This window comes from Pseudomonas sp. REST10, assembly GCF_029542605.1.
GTDB classification, from domain to species: Bacteria; Pseudomonadota; Gammaproteobacteria; order Pseudomonadales; family Pseudomonadaceae; genus Aquipseudomonas; species Aquipseudomonas khazarica.
Genome location: NZ_CP035677.1, coordinates 3,223,927 through 3,239,530 on the forward strand (window position 1 = coordinate 3,223,927; position 15,604 = coordinate 3,239,530).

Here is a 15,604-nt window from a genome sequence, read left to right on the forward strand (position 1 = left end):
CCCTGACTCGACTATAAAACGCGGCGCCAACTCCATGTTCTGTCTGACGTTTTCCGCGTGTAACAAAAGTGGGCAATAAGCTAGCACGACGAAAGGCAACTTTACACAGGCAGACGCATCAGCTCTCCACCATCGCCAGTGCCTCTTCGACATCCACTGCCACCAGACGCGAGCAGCCCGGCTCGTGCATGGTAACCCCCATCAATTGATCGGCCATTTCCATGGCGATCTTGTTGTGGGTGATGTAGATGAACTGCACCGTTGCCGACATCTCCTTGACCAGGCGCGCATAACGACCCACGTTGGCATCGTCCAGCGGCGCATCCACTTCGTCCAGCATGCAGAACGGCGCCGGATTGAGCTGGAAGATGGAAAACACCAGTGCCAGGGCGGTCAACGCCTTCTCTCCGCCGGAGAGCAAATGGATGGTGCTGTTCTTCTTGCCCGGGGGCCGCGCCATGATGGTTACACCGGTATCGAGTAAATCTTCGCCGGTGAGTTCCAAATAAGCACTGCCGCCACCGAAAACTTTTGGAAAGAGTGCCTGCAAACCGCCATTGATCTGATCGAAAGTTTCCTTGAAACGATTGCGCGTTTCCTTGTCGATCTTGCGAATGACGTTTTCCAGAGTTTCCAGCGCTTCGACCAGATCGGCATCCTGCGCATCCAGATAACGCTTGCGCTCGGATTGCTGCTGGTACTCGTCGATCGCCGCCAGGTTGATCGGCCCAAGACGCGCGATACGCGCGGCCATGCGCTCGAGTTCCTCTTCCCAGGCACTCTCCGTGGCATCGGCCGGCAGCGTGGCGATCACCCCGTGCAGGTCGTAATTGTCCTCGGCGAGCTGATCGGCGAGGGCCTTGCGCCGCACGTTGAGCGACTGCCAGTCCATGCGCTGCTGCTCCAGCTGGCCGCGCAGCAGTTGCGCCTGCTGCTCGGCCTGGCTGCGACGCTTCTCGGCGTCGCGCAGTTCGCGATCGGCATCCTCCAGGGTCAGGCGTGCCTGACGCAGCTCCTCGTCCACCGCCATGCGCCGTTCGAGCAGCTCCTCGAGCTTGATGCGCAGCTCTTCCAGCGGCGCCTCGCCCTCCTCCAGATTCAGTGACAGCTGCTCACGCCGCTCGTGCAGGCGCTCGGCCTGCATTTCCAGACGCTCCAGCGCCTGGCGAGTGGAGTCGTGCTGCGCCTTGAGCGAGCCGAGGCGCACCGCCAGCTGATGGGCATGATCCTTGTGCTGGCGGGCCTCCTGACGCACCCGGTCGAGGCGCTCGCGCAGGCTGTCACGGCTGGCCAGCAGGCTCTCGCGCTGCTCGTTGTCCTGGGCCATGGCATCCAGCGCATCCTGCAGGTGCAGACGCGCTTCACCGAGTTGCTCCTGCTCCAGCTCACGCTGCTCGGCCACTTCCTGCAGCTCGTCGTGCAGACGACGGCGACGCAGCCCCAGCTGCTCGGCCTTGGCCTGGCTGGCGGACAGCCGCGCCTTCAGCTCGGCCAGCTGGCGGCCAAGCTCCTGGCCCTGGCGACGCTGTTGCTCACGCTGCTCTTCCTGACGACGCTGCTCGTCACGCAGGCCCAGCAGACGCTCATCCAGTTGCGCCAGCGCCGCCTCGCGTTCCTCGCGTTCCAGCTGCAGGCGTTCCAGCTCCTGACCGCGCGCCAGCACGCCGCTGTCCGCCTCGGCAGCGCGACGCACACGCAGGAAGTGCCGACCGACCCAGTAGCCGTCACGGCTGATCAGGCTTTCGCCCTCGGCCAGTTGCGCACGCGCCGCCAGCGCCTGCTCCAGCGACTCGACCGGACGCACGCCGGCCAGCCAGGGCGACAGGTCGTGGCTCGCCTCCACCTTGTCCAGCAGGCTGCCGGCGTTGCGCATGCCGCCCCTGGCGGGGCTGAGCAGGCGCAGCTCGCCCTGTTCCAGCGCGGAAAAATCGAGCCCGGCAAAATCGTCCAGCAGCACGGCCTGCAGGTCGGCGCCGAGCACGGTCTCCACCGCCAGCTCCCAGCCGGCCTCCACGCGCAACCCTTCGGCCAGGCGCGGACGCTGTTGCAGACCCTGCTCGCGCAACCACTCGCCAGCGCCCTGCCCCGGGTCCAGCGCGGCCTGTTGCAGCGCCTCCAGCGAGACCAGGCGACCATCGAGACGCTGCAACTCGCCCTGTGCCTGCTGCTGCGCCTGACCGGCCTGCTGCAGTTCCTCGCGCAACTGCTGCAGGCGCTCGGCCTGCTGCTCCTCGGCCAGTTGCAAGGCTTCGTGCTCCAGCTCGCCGGCGGCCAGCTGTTCGCTCAGTTCGAGAATGGCGGCGTCTTCGGGGTCGGCGGCCAGTTGCTGCAATTCTTCGCCCAGGCGACGCTGACGCTCGCTCAGGCGCTCGAGGCTCTGTTCCAGCTGGGCGATGCGCGACTGCTGCACCTCGGCCTGGCGACGCGGCTCGGCACTGCGCTGGTTGAAGCTGTCCCACTGCTCCTGCCAGCCGTGCATGGTGGTCTCGGCCTTCTCCAGGCTGGCGGCGGACTCCTCGGCAGCAGCGGCAGTCATCTCCTGCTCGGGCAGGAGCATCTCCAGCTCCTCGCCCAGGGTGGCCAGCAGGGTACGGTCGTGGCCGAGGTGCGACTCGGTTTCCAGGCGCGCCTTTTCCGCCTCGCGCAGGTCATCCTGCAACTGGCGCAGGCGCTGCTGGCCGTGCTGGATGCTCTGCTCGACGCGGGCGATATCGCCGCCCACGGAATAGAAACGGCCCTGCACCAGGTTGAAACGCTCGGACAGCTCGTGATGACCGTCGCGCAGGCGTTCGATGCTGGCATCGGCACTGCGCTGCTCGGCCACCAGGGCCTCGAAGGCCACCTCCTGGTCACCGATCACCTGCTCGCGGCTGCCGACCTGCTGGTTCAGGGTCTGCCAGCGCAGCGCCAGCAGCTGAGCCTTGAGCTGACGCTCCTCGGCCTTGTATTCCTGGTACTTCTCCGCAGCCTGGGCCTGCCGGTGCAGGCGCTCGAGCTGGCGCTCCAGCTCCTCGCGCAGGTCGGTCAGGCGCGCCAGGTTTTCCTGGGTGCGGCGGATGCGATTCTCGGTCTCGCGGCGGCGCTCCTTGTACTTGGAGATGCCGGCGGCTTCCTCGATGAAGTTGCGCAGCTCCTCGGGCTTGGCCTCGATCAGCTTGCTGATCATGCCCTGCTCGATGATCGAGTAGCTGCGCGGCCCCAGGCCGGTACCGAGGAAGATGTCGGTGATGTCGCGGCGACGGCACTTGGTGCCGTTGAGGAAGTAGGTGTTCTGCGCGTCGCGGGTGACCCGGCGGCGGATGGAAATCTCGGCGAAGGCGGCGTACTCGCCCACCAGCGAGTTGTCGCTGTTGTCGAAGATCAGCTCGATGGACGCCTGGGTCACCGGCTTGCGCGTGTTGGAGCCGTTGAAGATGACGTCGGTCATCGACTCGCCACGCAGGTTCTTCGCCGAACTTTCGCCCATCACCCAGCGCACGGCGTCGATGATGTTGGACTTGCCGCAACCGTTGGGCCCGACCACCGCCGCCATGTTGCTGGGAAAGCTGACCGTCGTCGGATCGACGAAGGACTTGAAGCCGGCCAGCTTGATGCTCTTCAGGCGCATCGGGGCTTAGCGCTCCGCCAGGGTCGCCAGCACCAGCTGGCAGTTGTGCTGACCGTAGGCCTGCAGGACTTCGCGGGCACGCTCGTGGTCACGCCCGATGATCGCCTGCAGCAGGCTGGCGAAGGTGCCCATGAACTGGCCCATCTCGCCTTTGCGGCGCTCCAGCGCCAGGTGATAGGTGCGGCTGATGGCCGGCAACAGGTTCTCCAGGGTTTCCTGCAGGTAGGGGTTGTCGGCGAAGGGAAAGGCCGCGCGCATGACGTCGAAGCTGTTCTCGACGAAGGCGCCGATGTCGCCACGCTGCAGGCTGTCCAGCAGGCGCTGCTGGATGTCGATGAACGGCGCCAGGTCGGTTTCCACCTTCCACCCTTCGATCACCGCGCGGGCCAGCATGGCGTAGAGTTCGATGGTCAGCGCATAGAGGCTGGTGACGTGATGTGCGGTCAGTTCGCTGACCTGGGCACCCCGGCGCGGCAGGATCACGATCAGGTGGCGACGTTCGAGAATCAGCAGTGCCTCGCGCACCGAACCACGGCTGACATTCAGGGCCTGGGTGACCTTCTGCTCCTGGATGCGCTCACGTTCCTTGAGCTCACCACGAATGATGCGTTCGGCCAGATAGTGGGCAATTTGCTCGGCGAGGCTGTCCGGGGCCTTGAACGTCATGACATTCCTTATGTGCGTCGATACAGCGGGCAGGCGGTCGAGTCTGGGGGCCCCGCCACGGCTGGGCGGAAGCAAGAAAATCTGGCGGCGAGTGTAACACAGGGTGTTACCGGGCCAAGCGTCCGCGGCATGTGCTTTCCGTTCTAAAGGTTGGCCATGAAGCCATGGTCACAAAAACTGATTGTCCTACAATCCTACATGTCAGTTCATAACAACAATCAGACGGAGACCGGCATGTTCGAAAGACTTCCCTCGCACTGGATGCTCGCCCTGAAAAAGGTCGGCTACTGGATCTGGCTGATCCCGGTGCTCGGCATCCCCCTCAGCTACCACTGGTCGCTGGGCAGCGCTCATGCCGACGCCTGGGCCTGGCTGGTGATCACGGTGGTGTTCGGCGTGATTCCGTTGCTCGACTTCGTCGTGGGCCGCGACCCGGCCAACCCGGACGAGCGCGACCAGGTGCCAGCACTGGAAGCCCAGGGCTACTATCGCCTGCTGAGCCTGGCGACGGTGCCGCTGCTGCTGGCGATGCTGGTCTGGAGCGCCTGGATATTCGTCAGTTACGCGGGCTGGAGCTGGGTCGGCCAGCTCGGCTGGGTACTCTCGGTGGGCACGGTGATGGGCGCCATCGGCATCACTGTCTCGCACGAGCTGATTCACAAGGATGCGGCGCTGGAACAGAACGCCGGCGGCCTGCTGCTGGCAGCGGTGTGCTACGCCGGCTTCAAGGTGGAGCACGTGCGTGGCCACCATGTGCATGTCTCGACGCCGGAAGACGCCTCGTCCTCGCGGTTTGGCCAGAGCCTGTACGCCTTCCTGCCACATGCCTACAAGCACAACTTCCTCAACGCCTGGAGGCTGGAGGCCGAGCGCCTCCAGCGCCGCGGCCTGCCTGCCCTGCACTGGCGCAACGAGCTGATCTGGTGGCACGCCATCAGTGCGCTGCTGTTGCTCGGTTTCAGCCTGGCCTTCGGCTGGCTGGGCGCACTGTTCTTCCTGGGCCAGGCGCTGATGGCCTTCACCCTGCTGGAGATCGTCAACTACGTCGAGCACTACGGCCTGCACCGGCGCAAACTGGACAATGGCCGCTACGAGCGCACCACGCCGCATCATTCGTGGAACAGCAACTTCCTGCTGACCAACCTGTTCCTCTTCCACCTGCAGCGCCACTCCGACCACCACGCATACGCCAAGCGGCGCTACCAGGTGCTGCGCCATTTCGACGACAGCCCGCAACTCCCCAACGGCTATGCCGGAATGATCGTGCTCGCCCTCTTTCCGCCACTGTGGCGCGCGATCATGGACCCCAAGGTGCGCGCCTACTACGCCGGCGAGGAACACCAGTTGAGCGAATCGCAGCTGACCTGAGCCTCACTCGCCCCCAGCCAGCCCCGGCCGCGCAAGCGCCCGGGGCTGTTTTGCTGCACCGCACGCCATGCGCGCAACCCTCTCCTGGCTCACACCGCCTCCCCCTCTCCAGGCCCCGTGCCAGCACCCTTCACTGGCATGAAAGTCGCTACGCTTTCCGCATCAGCCGCTCATAACCGAAACGCATGACAAACAGCTGACCGCCAGGTCAAATATTTGTTGACCCAAAAGTCAGAAATCTCTAGATTGCCCCTATTGGCAACCGCGCCAGCGCCTTGCGACGCGTGCATTTCACTGGCGGCCAACCGATTCATAACAATAAAGTGCCTGGAGGTCGTCCTTGATCCAGTTTTTACTCAACCGGGAGCTGCGTACCGAGCATGCCCTGGACCCCAACGTCACCGTGCTCAACTACCTGCGTGAACACGTCGGCAAGACCGGAACCAAGGAAGGCTGCGCCTCCGGCGACTGTGGCGCCTGCACCGTGGTGGTCGGCGAACTGATCGGGGAGCGCGTGCGCTACCGCACCCTCAACTCCTGCCTGACCTTCGTCTCCAGCCTGCACGGCAAGCAACTGATCACCGTCGAAGACCTCAAGCACCAGGGCAAGCTGCACAGCGTGCAGCAAGCGATGGTCGACTGCCACGGTTCGCAGTGCGGTTTCTGCACCCCCGGTTTCATCATGTCGCTGTTCGCCCTGCAGAAGAACCAGGCCGCGTCAGGCGCCAGTGGCTACGACAAGGGCGCTACGCTGGAGGCCCTGGCCGGCAATCTGTGCCGCTGCACCGGCTACCGCCCGATCATCGACGCCGCCGAGCAGGCCTGCTGCCAGAAGCAGCCGGACCAGTTCGATGCCTTCGAGAGCGACACCGTCGCCCAGCTCAAGGCCATCACCCCGCGTGAAACCGCCGAACTCAACAGTGGCGACAAGCGCTGCCTGGTACCGCTGACCGTGGCCGACCTGGCCGACCTCTACACCGCCAACCCCGAAGCGCGCCTGCTGGCTGGCGGCACCGACCTGGCCCTGGAAGTCACCCAGTTCCACCGTGAACTGCCGGTGATGATCTACGTCGGCCATATCGAAGACATGAAGCGCATCGAAGTGACCGACAGTGCCATCGAGATCGGCGCCGCCGCCGCGCTGTCCGACTGCTACGCAGCGCTGTCGCACGAATACCCGGACTTCGGCGAGCTGCTGCACCGCTTCGCCTCGCTGCAGATCCGCAACCAGGGCACCCTGGGCGGCAACATCGGCAACGCCTCGCCCATCGGCGACGCCCCGCCGCTGCTGATCGCCCTGGGTGCGCAGATCGCCCTGCGCCAGGGCAACAACCGGCGCATCCTGCCGCTGCAGGAGTACTTCCTCGACTACAAGGTGACCGCTCGCCAGGAAGCCGAGTTCATCGAGAAGATCATCGTGCCACGCAAGCAGGCGAACCAGGCGTTCCGCGCCTACAAGGTGTCCAAGCGCCTCGACGACGACATCTCCGCCGTCTGCGCGGCGTTCAGCCTGACCCTCGTCGACGGCGTGGTGAGCGAAGCGCGCATCGCCTTCGGTGGCATGGCCGCCATCCCCAAACGCGCCAGCGCCTGCGAAGCGGCCCTGGTCGGCTCGGCCTGGTATCCAGGCGTGATCGAACGCGCCTGCGAGGCGCTGAGTGAAGACTTCACCCCGCTGTCGGATTTCCGCGCCAGCAAGGAATACCGCCTGCTCACTGCCCAGAACCTGCTGCGCAAGTTCTTCCTGGAACAGCAGTCGCCCGAGATCGAAACCCGGGTTACCGCTTACGCGTAAGCGTGCAGTGAATTGATCCGCCGCCGGCCCGTCCGGCGGCATGCGAAGTTTTGGAGGCGAAGATGTCCAGTCATATCGAACACAAATCCCAGGAAGAGCTGGCCGCACTGTTTCGCGCCGGCATGACCAGCGGCGTGGGCCGCAGCGTCAAGCACGAGAGTGCGGACAAGCACGTATCCGGCGAAGCGGTCTATGTCGATGACCGCCTGGAATTCCCCAACCAGCTGCACGTCTACGCGCGCCAGTCCGACCGCGCCCATGCGCGCATCGTGCGCATCGACACCCGCCCCTGCTACGAGATTCCGGGTGTGGCCATCGCCATCACCAAGGATGACGTACCGGGCCAGCTGGATATCGGCCCGGTGGTCGCCGGCGACCCGCTGCTGGCCGACGGCAAGGTCGAGTACGTCGGCCAGGTGGTCCTGGCAGTGGCCGCCGAAAGCCTGGAAACCGCGCGCAAGGCGGCCATGGCCGCGATCGTCGAGTACGAGGACCTGGAGCCGGTGCTCGACGTGGTCGAGGCCTACCGCAAGCAGCACTTCGTCCTCGCCAGCCACACCCACCGCATCGGCGACTCGGCTGCCCAGCTGGCCAGCGCCCCGCGTCGCCTGCAGGGCACGCTGCACATCGGCGGCCAGGAGCACTTCTACCTGGAAACGCAGATTTCCTCGGTCATGCCCACCGAGGATGGCGGTATGCTGGTCTACACCTCGACGCAGAACCCCACCGAGGTGCAGAAGTTGGTCGCCGAGGTGCTCGGCGTGCCGATGAACAAGATCGTCATCGACATGCGTCGCATGGGGGGCGGTTTCGGCGGCAAGGAAACCCAGGCCGCGGGCCCCGCCTGCCTGTGCGCGGTGATCGCGCACCTCACCGGCCGGCCGACCAAGATGCGCTTGCCGCGCATGGAAGACATGAGCATGACCGGCAAGCGCCACCCCTTCTATGTCGAGTACGACGTCGGCTTCGATGACGACGGCCTGCTGCACGGCATCGAGATGGACCTGGCCGGCAACTGCGGCTACTCGCCGGACCTGTCCGGTTCCATCGTCGACCGCGCCATGTTCCACTCGGACAACGCCTACTTCCTGGGCAACGCCACCATCAACGGTCATCGCTGCAAGACCAACACCGCTTCGAACACCGCCTATCGCGGCTTCGGCGGCCCGCAGGGCATGGTCGCCATCGAGGAAGTGATGGACGCCGTCGCCCGCAGCCTGGGCAAGGACCCGCTGGAAGTGCGCAAGCGCAACTACTACGGCAAGACCGAGCGCAACGTCACCCACTACCACCAGACCGTCGAGCACAACGTCATCCACGAGATGACCGCCGAGCTGGAGGCAAGCTGCGAGTACGCCAAACGCCGCGAAGAGATCCGCGCCTTCAACGCCAGGAGCCCGGTGCTGAAGAAAGGCCTGGCCATGACCCCGGTGAAGTTCGGCATCAGCTTCACGGCCACCTTCCTCAACCAGGCCGGTGCGCTGATCCACATCTACACCGACGGTTCGATCCACCTGAACCACGGCGGCACCGAGATGGGCCAGGGCCTGAACACCAAGGTCGCGCAGGTCGTGGCCGAGGTCTTCCAGGTCGATATCGAGCGCATCCAGATCACCGCCACCAACACCGACAAGGTGCCCAACACCTCGCCCACCGCTGCCTCCAGCGGTGCCGACCTCAACGGCATGGCGGCGAAGAACGCCGCCGAGACCATCAAGCAGCGCCTGGTGGACTTCCTGGTACGCGAATACAAGGTCACGCCGGAAGACATCGAGTTCCGCAATGGCCAGGTACGGGTGCGCGATCACTTCCTGTCGTTCGAGGAAATGATCCAGAAGGCCTACTTCGGCCAGGTATCGCTGTCCTCGACCGGCTTCTACCGCACGCCGAAGATCTACTACGACCGCGACAAGGCTGCCGGCCGCCCCTTCTACTACTACGCCTACGGCGTGGCCTGCGTAGAGGTGCTGGTGGACACCCTGACCGGCGAATATCGCATGCTGCGTGGCGACATCCTGCATGACGTCGGCGACTCGCTGAACCCGGCCATCGACATCGGCCAGGTCGAGGGTGCCTTCGTCCAGGGCATGGGCTGGCTGACCTGCGAGGAGCTGGTGTGGAACGCCAAGGGCAAGCTGATGACCAACGGCCCGGCCAGCTACAAGATCCCGGCCATCGCCGACATGCCCATCGACCTGCGCGTGAAGCTGGTGGAGAACCGCAAGAACCCGGAAGACACCGTGTTCCACTCCAAGGCCGTCGGCGAGCCGCCGTTCATGCTCGGCATCGCGGCCTGGTGCGCCCTGAAGGACGCCGTGGCCAGCCTGGCCGACTACCAGGTGCAACCGCAGATCGACGCCCCGGCCACGCCCGAGCGCGTGCTCTGGGGGGTGGAGCAGATGCGCAAGTTGAAAGCACAGAGCAAGGCAGCCAGCACTGCCGAGGCCGAGCCGGCCTGATTCGTAGCCCGGATGAAATCCGGGGAACCCTGCCCCGGATTGCATCCGGGCTACGACCCAAAGCAAAGAGGTGTACAACAATGACAAGACACACCGAGCCGAACAATCCACCCGCGCGCCCGGCACCGGAGCCGATTCTCGAGCCGTCGCCAAGCAACTGGCGCCTGCCGCGCCCGGGACAGACCACGCCTTCCTGGAGGCTGAGCAAATGAGCTGGATCAGTGCCCTCGCCGACCTGCAAGACAAGGGCGAAGCCTGCGTGCTGGTGACCATCATCGAGGAGCGCGGCTCGACCCCGCGCAACGCCGGCTCGAAGATGGTGGTCACCGCCGAGCGCATCTTCGAAACCATCGGTGGCGGCCACCTGGAGTACAAGGCCATGCAGATGGCCCGTGAAATGCTCGAGAGCCGCAGCCAGGACACCCGCCTGGAGCGCTTTTCCCTCGGTGCCAGTCTCGGCCAGTGCTGCGGCGGCGCCACCGTGCTGCTGTTCGAGCCCATGGGCCAGCCCCAGGCGCAGATCGCCGTGTTCGGCGCCGGCCATGTCGGCCGTGCGCTGGTGCCGTTGCTGGCCAGCCTGCCGTGCAAAGTGCGCTGGATCGACTCGCGGGAGAACGAGTTCCCCGAGCAGATCCCGGCCAACGTGCAGAAGATCGTCAACGACGAGGTGGTCGACGAGGTGGAGAACATGCCGCCCGGCAGCTACTACATCGTCATGACCCACAACCATCAGCTCGACCTGGAGCTGACCGCGGCGATCCTGCAGCGCGGCGACTTCGCCTACTACGGCCTGATCGGCTCCCGCACCAAACGCGTCAAGTTCGAGCACCGCCTGCGCGAGCGCGGCTTCGAGGAGCCGCTCATGGCACGCATGCGCTGCCCGATGGGTCTGCCCGAGGTGAAGGGCAAGTTGCCGGTGGAGATCGCCGTGTCCATCGCCGGCGAGGTGATCGCCACCTACAACGCCCTGTTTGGTGAAAAGACAGCCGGCCAGGAGGTCAAGAAAGGCGAATCCAGCGTGGCCAGGCTGTTGCCGGCGTCGCGCCGCTCCTGATTGCCCCGATTTTCCGGTGCGCAAGGCGCACCCCAGCCACAACGCTGTTCACCTGGGGACGCATGGGTTCTACTCGCCTCCCCGCCGGGAGACGCGACGACCGCTCGCGCTCGCCCCGTGGCCAGCGCACAGCATTGATCAACCCATGAGATTCGAACGATGAGCAATACCGTCAAAGCCTACCGCGCCGCCATCCTGCACAGCCTGGCCGACCCGGCCGTGGTCGGCGTGGAACAGTCCTATCAGTACTTCGAGGACGGCATCCTGCTGATCGAGAATGGCAAGGTCGCCCAGGTTGGCGCTGCCGCCGAGCTGCTGCCGAAACTGGCCGGTGTCGAGGTACAGCACTATCGCGATGCGCTGATCACCCCCGGCTTCATCGACACCCACATCCACTACCCGCAGACCGGCATGATCGCCTCCTACGGCGAGCAGCTGCTGGACTGGCTCGAGACCTACACCTTCCCCACCGAGCAGCAGTTCGCCGACAAGGCCCACGCCAGCGACGTGGCGGCGATCTTCCTCAAGGAACTGCTGCGCAACGGCACCACCACCGCCCTGGTGTTCGGCAGCGTGCACCCGCAGTCGGTGGACGCCTTCTTCGAGCAAGCCGACAAGCTCAACCTGCGCATGATCGCCGGCAAGGTGCTGATGGATCGCAACGCCCCGGACTACCTGACCGATACCGCGGAAACCGGCTATGCCGAGAGCAAGGCGCTGATCGAACGCTGGCACGGCAAGGGCCGCCTGCACTACGCCGTCACCCCGCGCTTCGCCCCGACCAGCACGCCGGAGCAGCTGGAGCTGGCCGGCAAGCTGCTCGGCGAGTACCCGGACCTGTACATGCACACCCACCTGTCCGAGAACCGCAAGGAGATCGAGTGGGTCAAGGCGCTGTTCCCCGAGCGCAAGGGTTACCTGGACGTCTACGATCACCACAGGCTGATCGGCCCGCGCGCCGTGTTCGCCCATGGCGTGCACCTGTGCGACGAGGAGTGCCAGCGCCTGACCGAAACCGGCTCGGCAGTGGCCTTCTGCCCGACCTCCAACCTGTTCCTGGGCAGCGGCCTGTTCGACCTGAACAAGCTGGAAGCACACGGCGTCCGCGTCGGCCTGGGTACGGACGTCGGCGCCGGTACCAGCTTCAGCCAGCTGCAGTCGCTGAACGAGGCGTACAAGGTGATGCAGCTGCAGGGCAAGAAGCTCGACCCGTTCAAGTCGCTGTACCTGGCCACTCTGGGCGGCGCCAACGCGCTGTACCTGGACGACCGGCTGGGCAACTTCCTGCCGGGCAAGGATGCCGACTTCCTGGTGCTGGACTACAACGCCACGCCGCTGATCAGCTACCGCATGCAGCAGGCCAGGAGCCTGGAAGAACGCCTGTTCGCCCTGACCATGCTCGGTGACGATCGCGCCGTGAAGGAAACCTTCGCCGCCGGCGTATCGGTGCACCAGCGCAGCTGAGGCCGGCGCCCGAGCGCTTTCGTCGCAGCGGATCCATCCGCGATCAGGCTACCCGCGATGCGCGGCGGCATCGCGAATGGATTCGTGCCGACAGCGTGGCGCGAGATGTTCAGCACGCGACACGATCGCAGGAGCCCGCTTGCCGGCGATCAGCTCAGCCGCGCATCGCGGGCCTGCCAGCGCCTGCACACATGCGCCTCGGCCCAACCACGCCGCCCCGACAAAAAAGCCCCGATGCGCGAACATCGGGGCTTTTTTCGTATCCAGCGCAACCAATCAGCGGTTGGCCGCGTTCCGCCCAGGCTTCTTCTTGGTCTGCAGCAGGTGCGAGAACACTGCGTGCAGGTCATCCGAGGCGCTTTCCTCGTCCAGGTTCAGCTTGCTGTCGATATGGTCCATGTGGTGCATCATCAGGTGCACCGCACGCTCGGCATCGCGTGCCTCGATGGCGTCGATCAGCTGGTTGTGCTCGTCGTACGAGCAATGCGAGCGGCTGCCGCTTTCGTACTGGGCGATGATCAGCGAGGTCTGCGACACCAGGCTGCGCTGGAAGCTCACCAGCGGCGCGTTACGCGCGGCCTCGGCCAGCTTCAGGTGGAACTCGCCGGACAGGCGGATGCCGGCGCCACGGTCACCCCGGGAGAAGCTGTCCTGCTCGTCTTTGACCATCTGCCGCAGCTCGGCGAGCTGCTCTGCGGTGGCATGCTCGACGGCCAGCTCGGTGATCGCGCGCTCCACCAGTCGGCGTGCGTAGAAGATCTGCCGGGCTTCCTCGACGCTGGGGCTGGCCACTACCGCACCGCGATTCGGCCGCAGCAGCACCACCCCTTCATGGGCCAGGCGCGACAGGGCACGGCGAATGATGGTGCGACTGACACCGAAGATCTCGCCCAGGGCCTCTTCGCTCAGCTTGGTGCCTGGCGCCAGGCGCTGCTCGAGAATGGCATCGAAGATATGGGCATATACGACATCGTCCTGAGTCCCGCTACGGCTGCTCTTGCCCGCACGCGGCTGCTTCTTCAGTGGCTGCAATTGATCGTTCATTCTGGCTCGCGTCAATGAGAGTCGGCGACACTGCGACTCTACTGTGTTCTACCCGGTAGCTGACAAGCTCCGAGCGAAAAAACATCAGAAAAAAATTCGGCCAATTGTACACAACTCAACCAGCCACCACACCTGTCGTCGTATGACGTCCTCCCTGAGAGGTCAGCCGGCAGGCGAGAAAACCGAGCGCGCCCTCAAACTCTTTCCTTATATGCACGCCACCCTTCAGGTCGTTACCGGATAAGGCCGAGTCGATCGCTCCTGGCATACCCTCCCGGGACCAGAACGAGCTGCAGGATGGATCATCCATCTGTCTGTTTTAAAAGGGCTTTTACCAACAGATAGACGATTGTCGCCAAATCCACCCGCTGAACCCTGGAGATCGGCGAATGGTGCGATTCATGCAACATTAAAAACATTAATTGCATTTTTTGTATACAACAGCATAATCGCGCCTGAGTGACTTCTTGACCGCTCGGTCAACAACTTAGCCAGGAAGCACCGCCGAGAACACCGCCTGCCTCAGAGAGCATTGTCCTTGCGCAACGCTCTGGGCGGTACACAACAAGAGAGATGAGGAGTACCCGCTGTGGAAAGCGTCAAACAAGAACAACACGCGACTCAACTGGCAAGAGGTGGCCCGCTCGACCGCTTCTTCAAACTGACCGAGCACCGCACCACCATCAAGACCGAACTGATCGCTGGTGTGACCACCTTCGTCACCATGGCCTACATCATCTTCGTCAACCCCAACATCATGGCCAGCGCCGGCATCGACCACGGTGCCGCCTTCGTCGCCACCTGCATCGGCGCGGCGCTGGGCTGCTTCCTGATGGGGCTGTACGCCAACTGGCCTGTCGGCCTGGCTCCCGGCATGGGCCTGAACGCCTTCTTCACCTATACCGTCGTCGGTGAGATGGGCTACAGCTGGCAGATCGCCCTGGGCGCGGTATTCATCTCCGGCGTGCTGTTCATGATCATGAGCCTGTCAAAGATCCGCGAGTGGCTGCTCAACAGCATCCCGATGAGCCTGCGCTTCGCCATGGGCGCCGGGGTCGGCCTGTTCCTCGGCCTGATCGGCCTGAAGACCGCCGGCATCGTCGTCGACAGCCCGGCCACGCTGCTGACCATGGGCTCGTTCGGCAACCCGTCGGCGCTGCTCGCCGCCGTGTGCTTCCTGCTGATCGCCGTGCTCAGCCACCGCAACGTGTTCGGCGCCATCCTCTTCAGCATGCTCGGCGTCACCGCCCTGGGCTGGGCCCTGGGCCTGGTCGAGTACGGCGGCCTGGTGTCGATGCCACCGAGCCTGGCCCCGACCTTCCTGGCCATGGACATCGCCGGCGCGTTCAACGTGGCGATGATCAGCGTGATCCTCGCGTTCCTCTTCGTGAACATGTTCGACACCGCCGGCACGCTGATGGGCGTGGCGCATCGCGCCAACCTGGTGGATGAGGACGGCAAGATCCAGAACCTGTCCAAGGCCCTGAAAGCCGACTCCACCTCCAGCGTGATCGGCGCCATGGTCGGCTGCCCGCCGGTGACCAGCTACGTGGAGAGCGCTTCCGGGGTCGCCGCCGGTGGCCGCACCGGCCTGACCGCCATGACCGTCGGCATCCTCTTCCTCGCCGCGATGTTCTTCGCCCCGCTGGCCGGCATGATCCCCGCCTACGCCACCGCCGGCGCGCTGATCTACGTGGCGATGCTGATGATGAGCGGCATGGCGCACATCGACTGGAAGGACCATACCGACACCATCCCCGCCATCGTCACCGTGGTGATGATGCCGCTGACCTTCTCGATCGCCAACGGTATCGCCCTGGGCTTCCTCACCTACGCCACGCTGAAGCTGCTGACCGGCCAGCGCGAGAAGGTGTCGCTGAGCCTGTACGTGCTGTGCGTGATCTTCATCGCCAAGTTCGCCTTCCTCTGAACGCAGAGGTTCCGCGCTGATCGCAGCCCCGGCCTCGTGCCGGGGTTTTTCGTTTGGCCCGGCCGCGATGGGCGGATGCGCAATCCGCAAGCAGGTTGCCGGCCCCAGATTTCATCCAGGCTACGGGTCTGTTCATTCAGGGTTGCACACGCTTGGCTCCCCTCTCCCATTCATGGGAGAGGGGCTGGGGGAGAGGGCCGAAATGCCGCAAAACTGC

The 15,604-nt window shown here is 64.7% G+C and carries 9 protein-coding genes; 6 read left to right on the forward strand and 3 right to left on the reverse strand.

The window, feature by feature from the left end:
* Nucleotides 1–118: 118 nt before the first annotated feature.
* Both smc and EWH21_RS15300 read right to left on the reverse strand, forming a co-directional pair.
* Nucleotides 119–3,607 (reverse strand): chromosome segregation protein SMC, encoded by a 3,489-nt coding sequence (gene smc / locus EWH21_RS15295; RefSeq protein WP_277698742.1) that lies wholly within the window; start codon nucleotides 3,605–3,607, stop codon nucleotides 119–121.
* A gap of 6 nt (nucleotides 3,608–3,613) precedes the next feature.
* A complete protein-coding gene (locus tag EWH21_RS15300) occupies nucleotides 3,614–4,273 on the reverse strand; it encodes a GntR family transcriptional regulator (protein ID WP_037050575.1) in 660 nt (219 codons plus the stop codon).
* A 234-nt stretch (nucleotides 4,274–4,507) separates the two neighbouring features.
* Between EWH21_RS15300 and EWH21_RS15305 the strand changes: the two genes are divergently transcribed.
* The 5 genes from EWH21_RS15305 (at nucleotide 4,508) to guaD (ending at nucleotide 12,413) form a co-directional block, all read left to right on the forward strand.
* Entirely contained in the window at nucleotides 4,508–5,641 is a 1,134-nt protein-coding gene (locus EWH21_RS15305) for an alkane 1-monooxygenase (protein ID WP_277698743.1), read from the forward strand.
* A 340-nt stretch (nucleotides 5,642–5,981) separates the two neighbouring features.
* Nucleotides 5,982–7,436, forward strand: coding sequence for a xanthine dehydrogenase small subunit (gene xdhA, locus EWH21_RS15310; RefSeq protein ID WP_037050570.1), 1,455 nt, complete (start codon nucleotides 5,982–5,984; stop codon nucleotides 7,434–7,436).
* A gap of 62 nt (nucleotides 7,437–7,498) precedes the next feature.
* A complete protein-coding gene (gene xdhB / locus EWH21_RS15315) occupies nucleotides 7,499–9,895 on the forward strand; it encodes a xanthine dehydrogenase molybdopterin binding subunit (RefSeq protein WP_277698744.1) in 2,397 nt (798 codons plus the stop codon).
* Nucleotides 9,896–10,103: 208 nt separating this feature from the next.
* Nucleotides 10,104–10,949 (forward strand): xanthine dehydrogenase accessory protein XdhC, encoded by an 846-nt coding sequence (xdhC, locus tag EWH21_RS15320; protein WP_047588650.1) that lies wholly within the window; start codon nucleotides 10,104–10,106, stop codon nucleotides 10,947–10,949.
* Between the two features lie 159 nt (nucleotides 10,950–11,108).
* The gene (guaD, locus tag EWH21_RS15325) at nucleotides 11,109–12,413 is read left to right on the forward strand and encodes a guanine deaminase (RefSeq protein WP_277698745.1); all 1,305 of its coding nucleotides are present in this window, start codon (nucleotides 11,109–11,111) and stop codon (nucleotides 12,411–12,413) included.
* Nucleotides 12,414–12,689: 276 nt separating this feature from the next.
* Here the strand turns inward: guaD and EWH21_RS15330 are convergent, their stop codons facing one another.
* Nucleotides 12,690–13,457: a GntR family transcriptional regulator gene (locus tag EWH21_RS15330; protein ID WP_037050562.1), complete on the reverse strand. Its 768-nt coding sequence runs from the start codon at nucleotides 13,455–13,457 to the stop codon at nucleotides 12,690–12,692.
* 589 nt (nucleotides 13,458–14,046) lie between these two features.
* On the opposite strand from EWH21_RS15330, the gene EWH21_RS15335 reads away from it, so the two are divergent.
* The gene (locus EWH21_RS15335; RefSeq protein WP_277698746.1) at nucleotides 14,047–15,387 is read left to right on the forward strand and encodes an NCS2 family permease; all 1,341 of its coding nucleotides are present in this window, start codon (nucleotides 14,047–14,049) and stop codon (nucleotides 15,385–15,387) included.
* Nucleotides 15,388–15,604 lie beyond the last annotated feature (217 nt).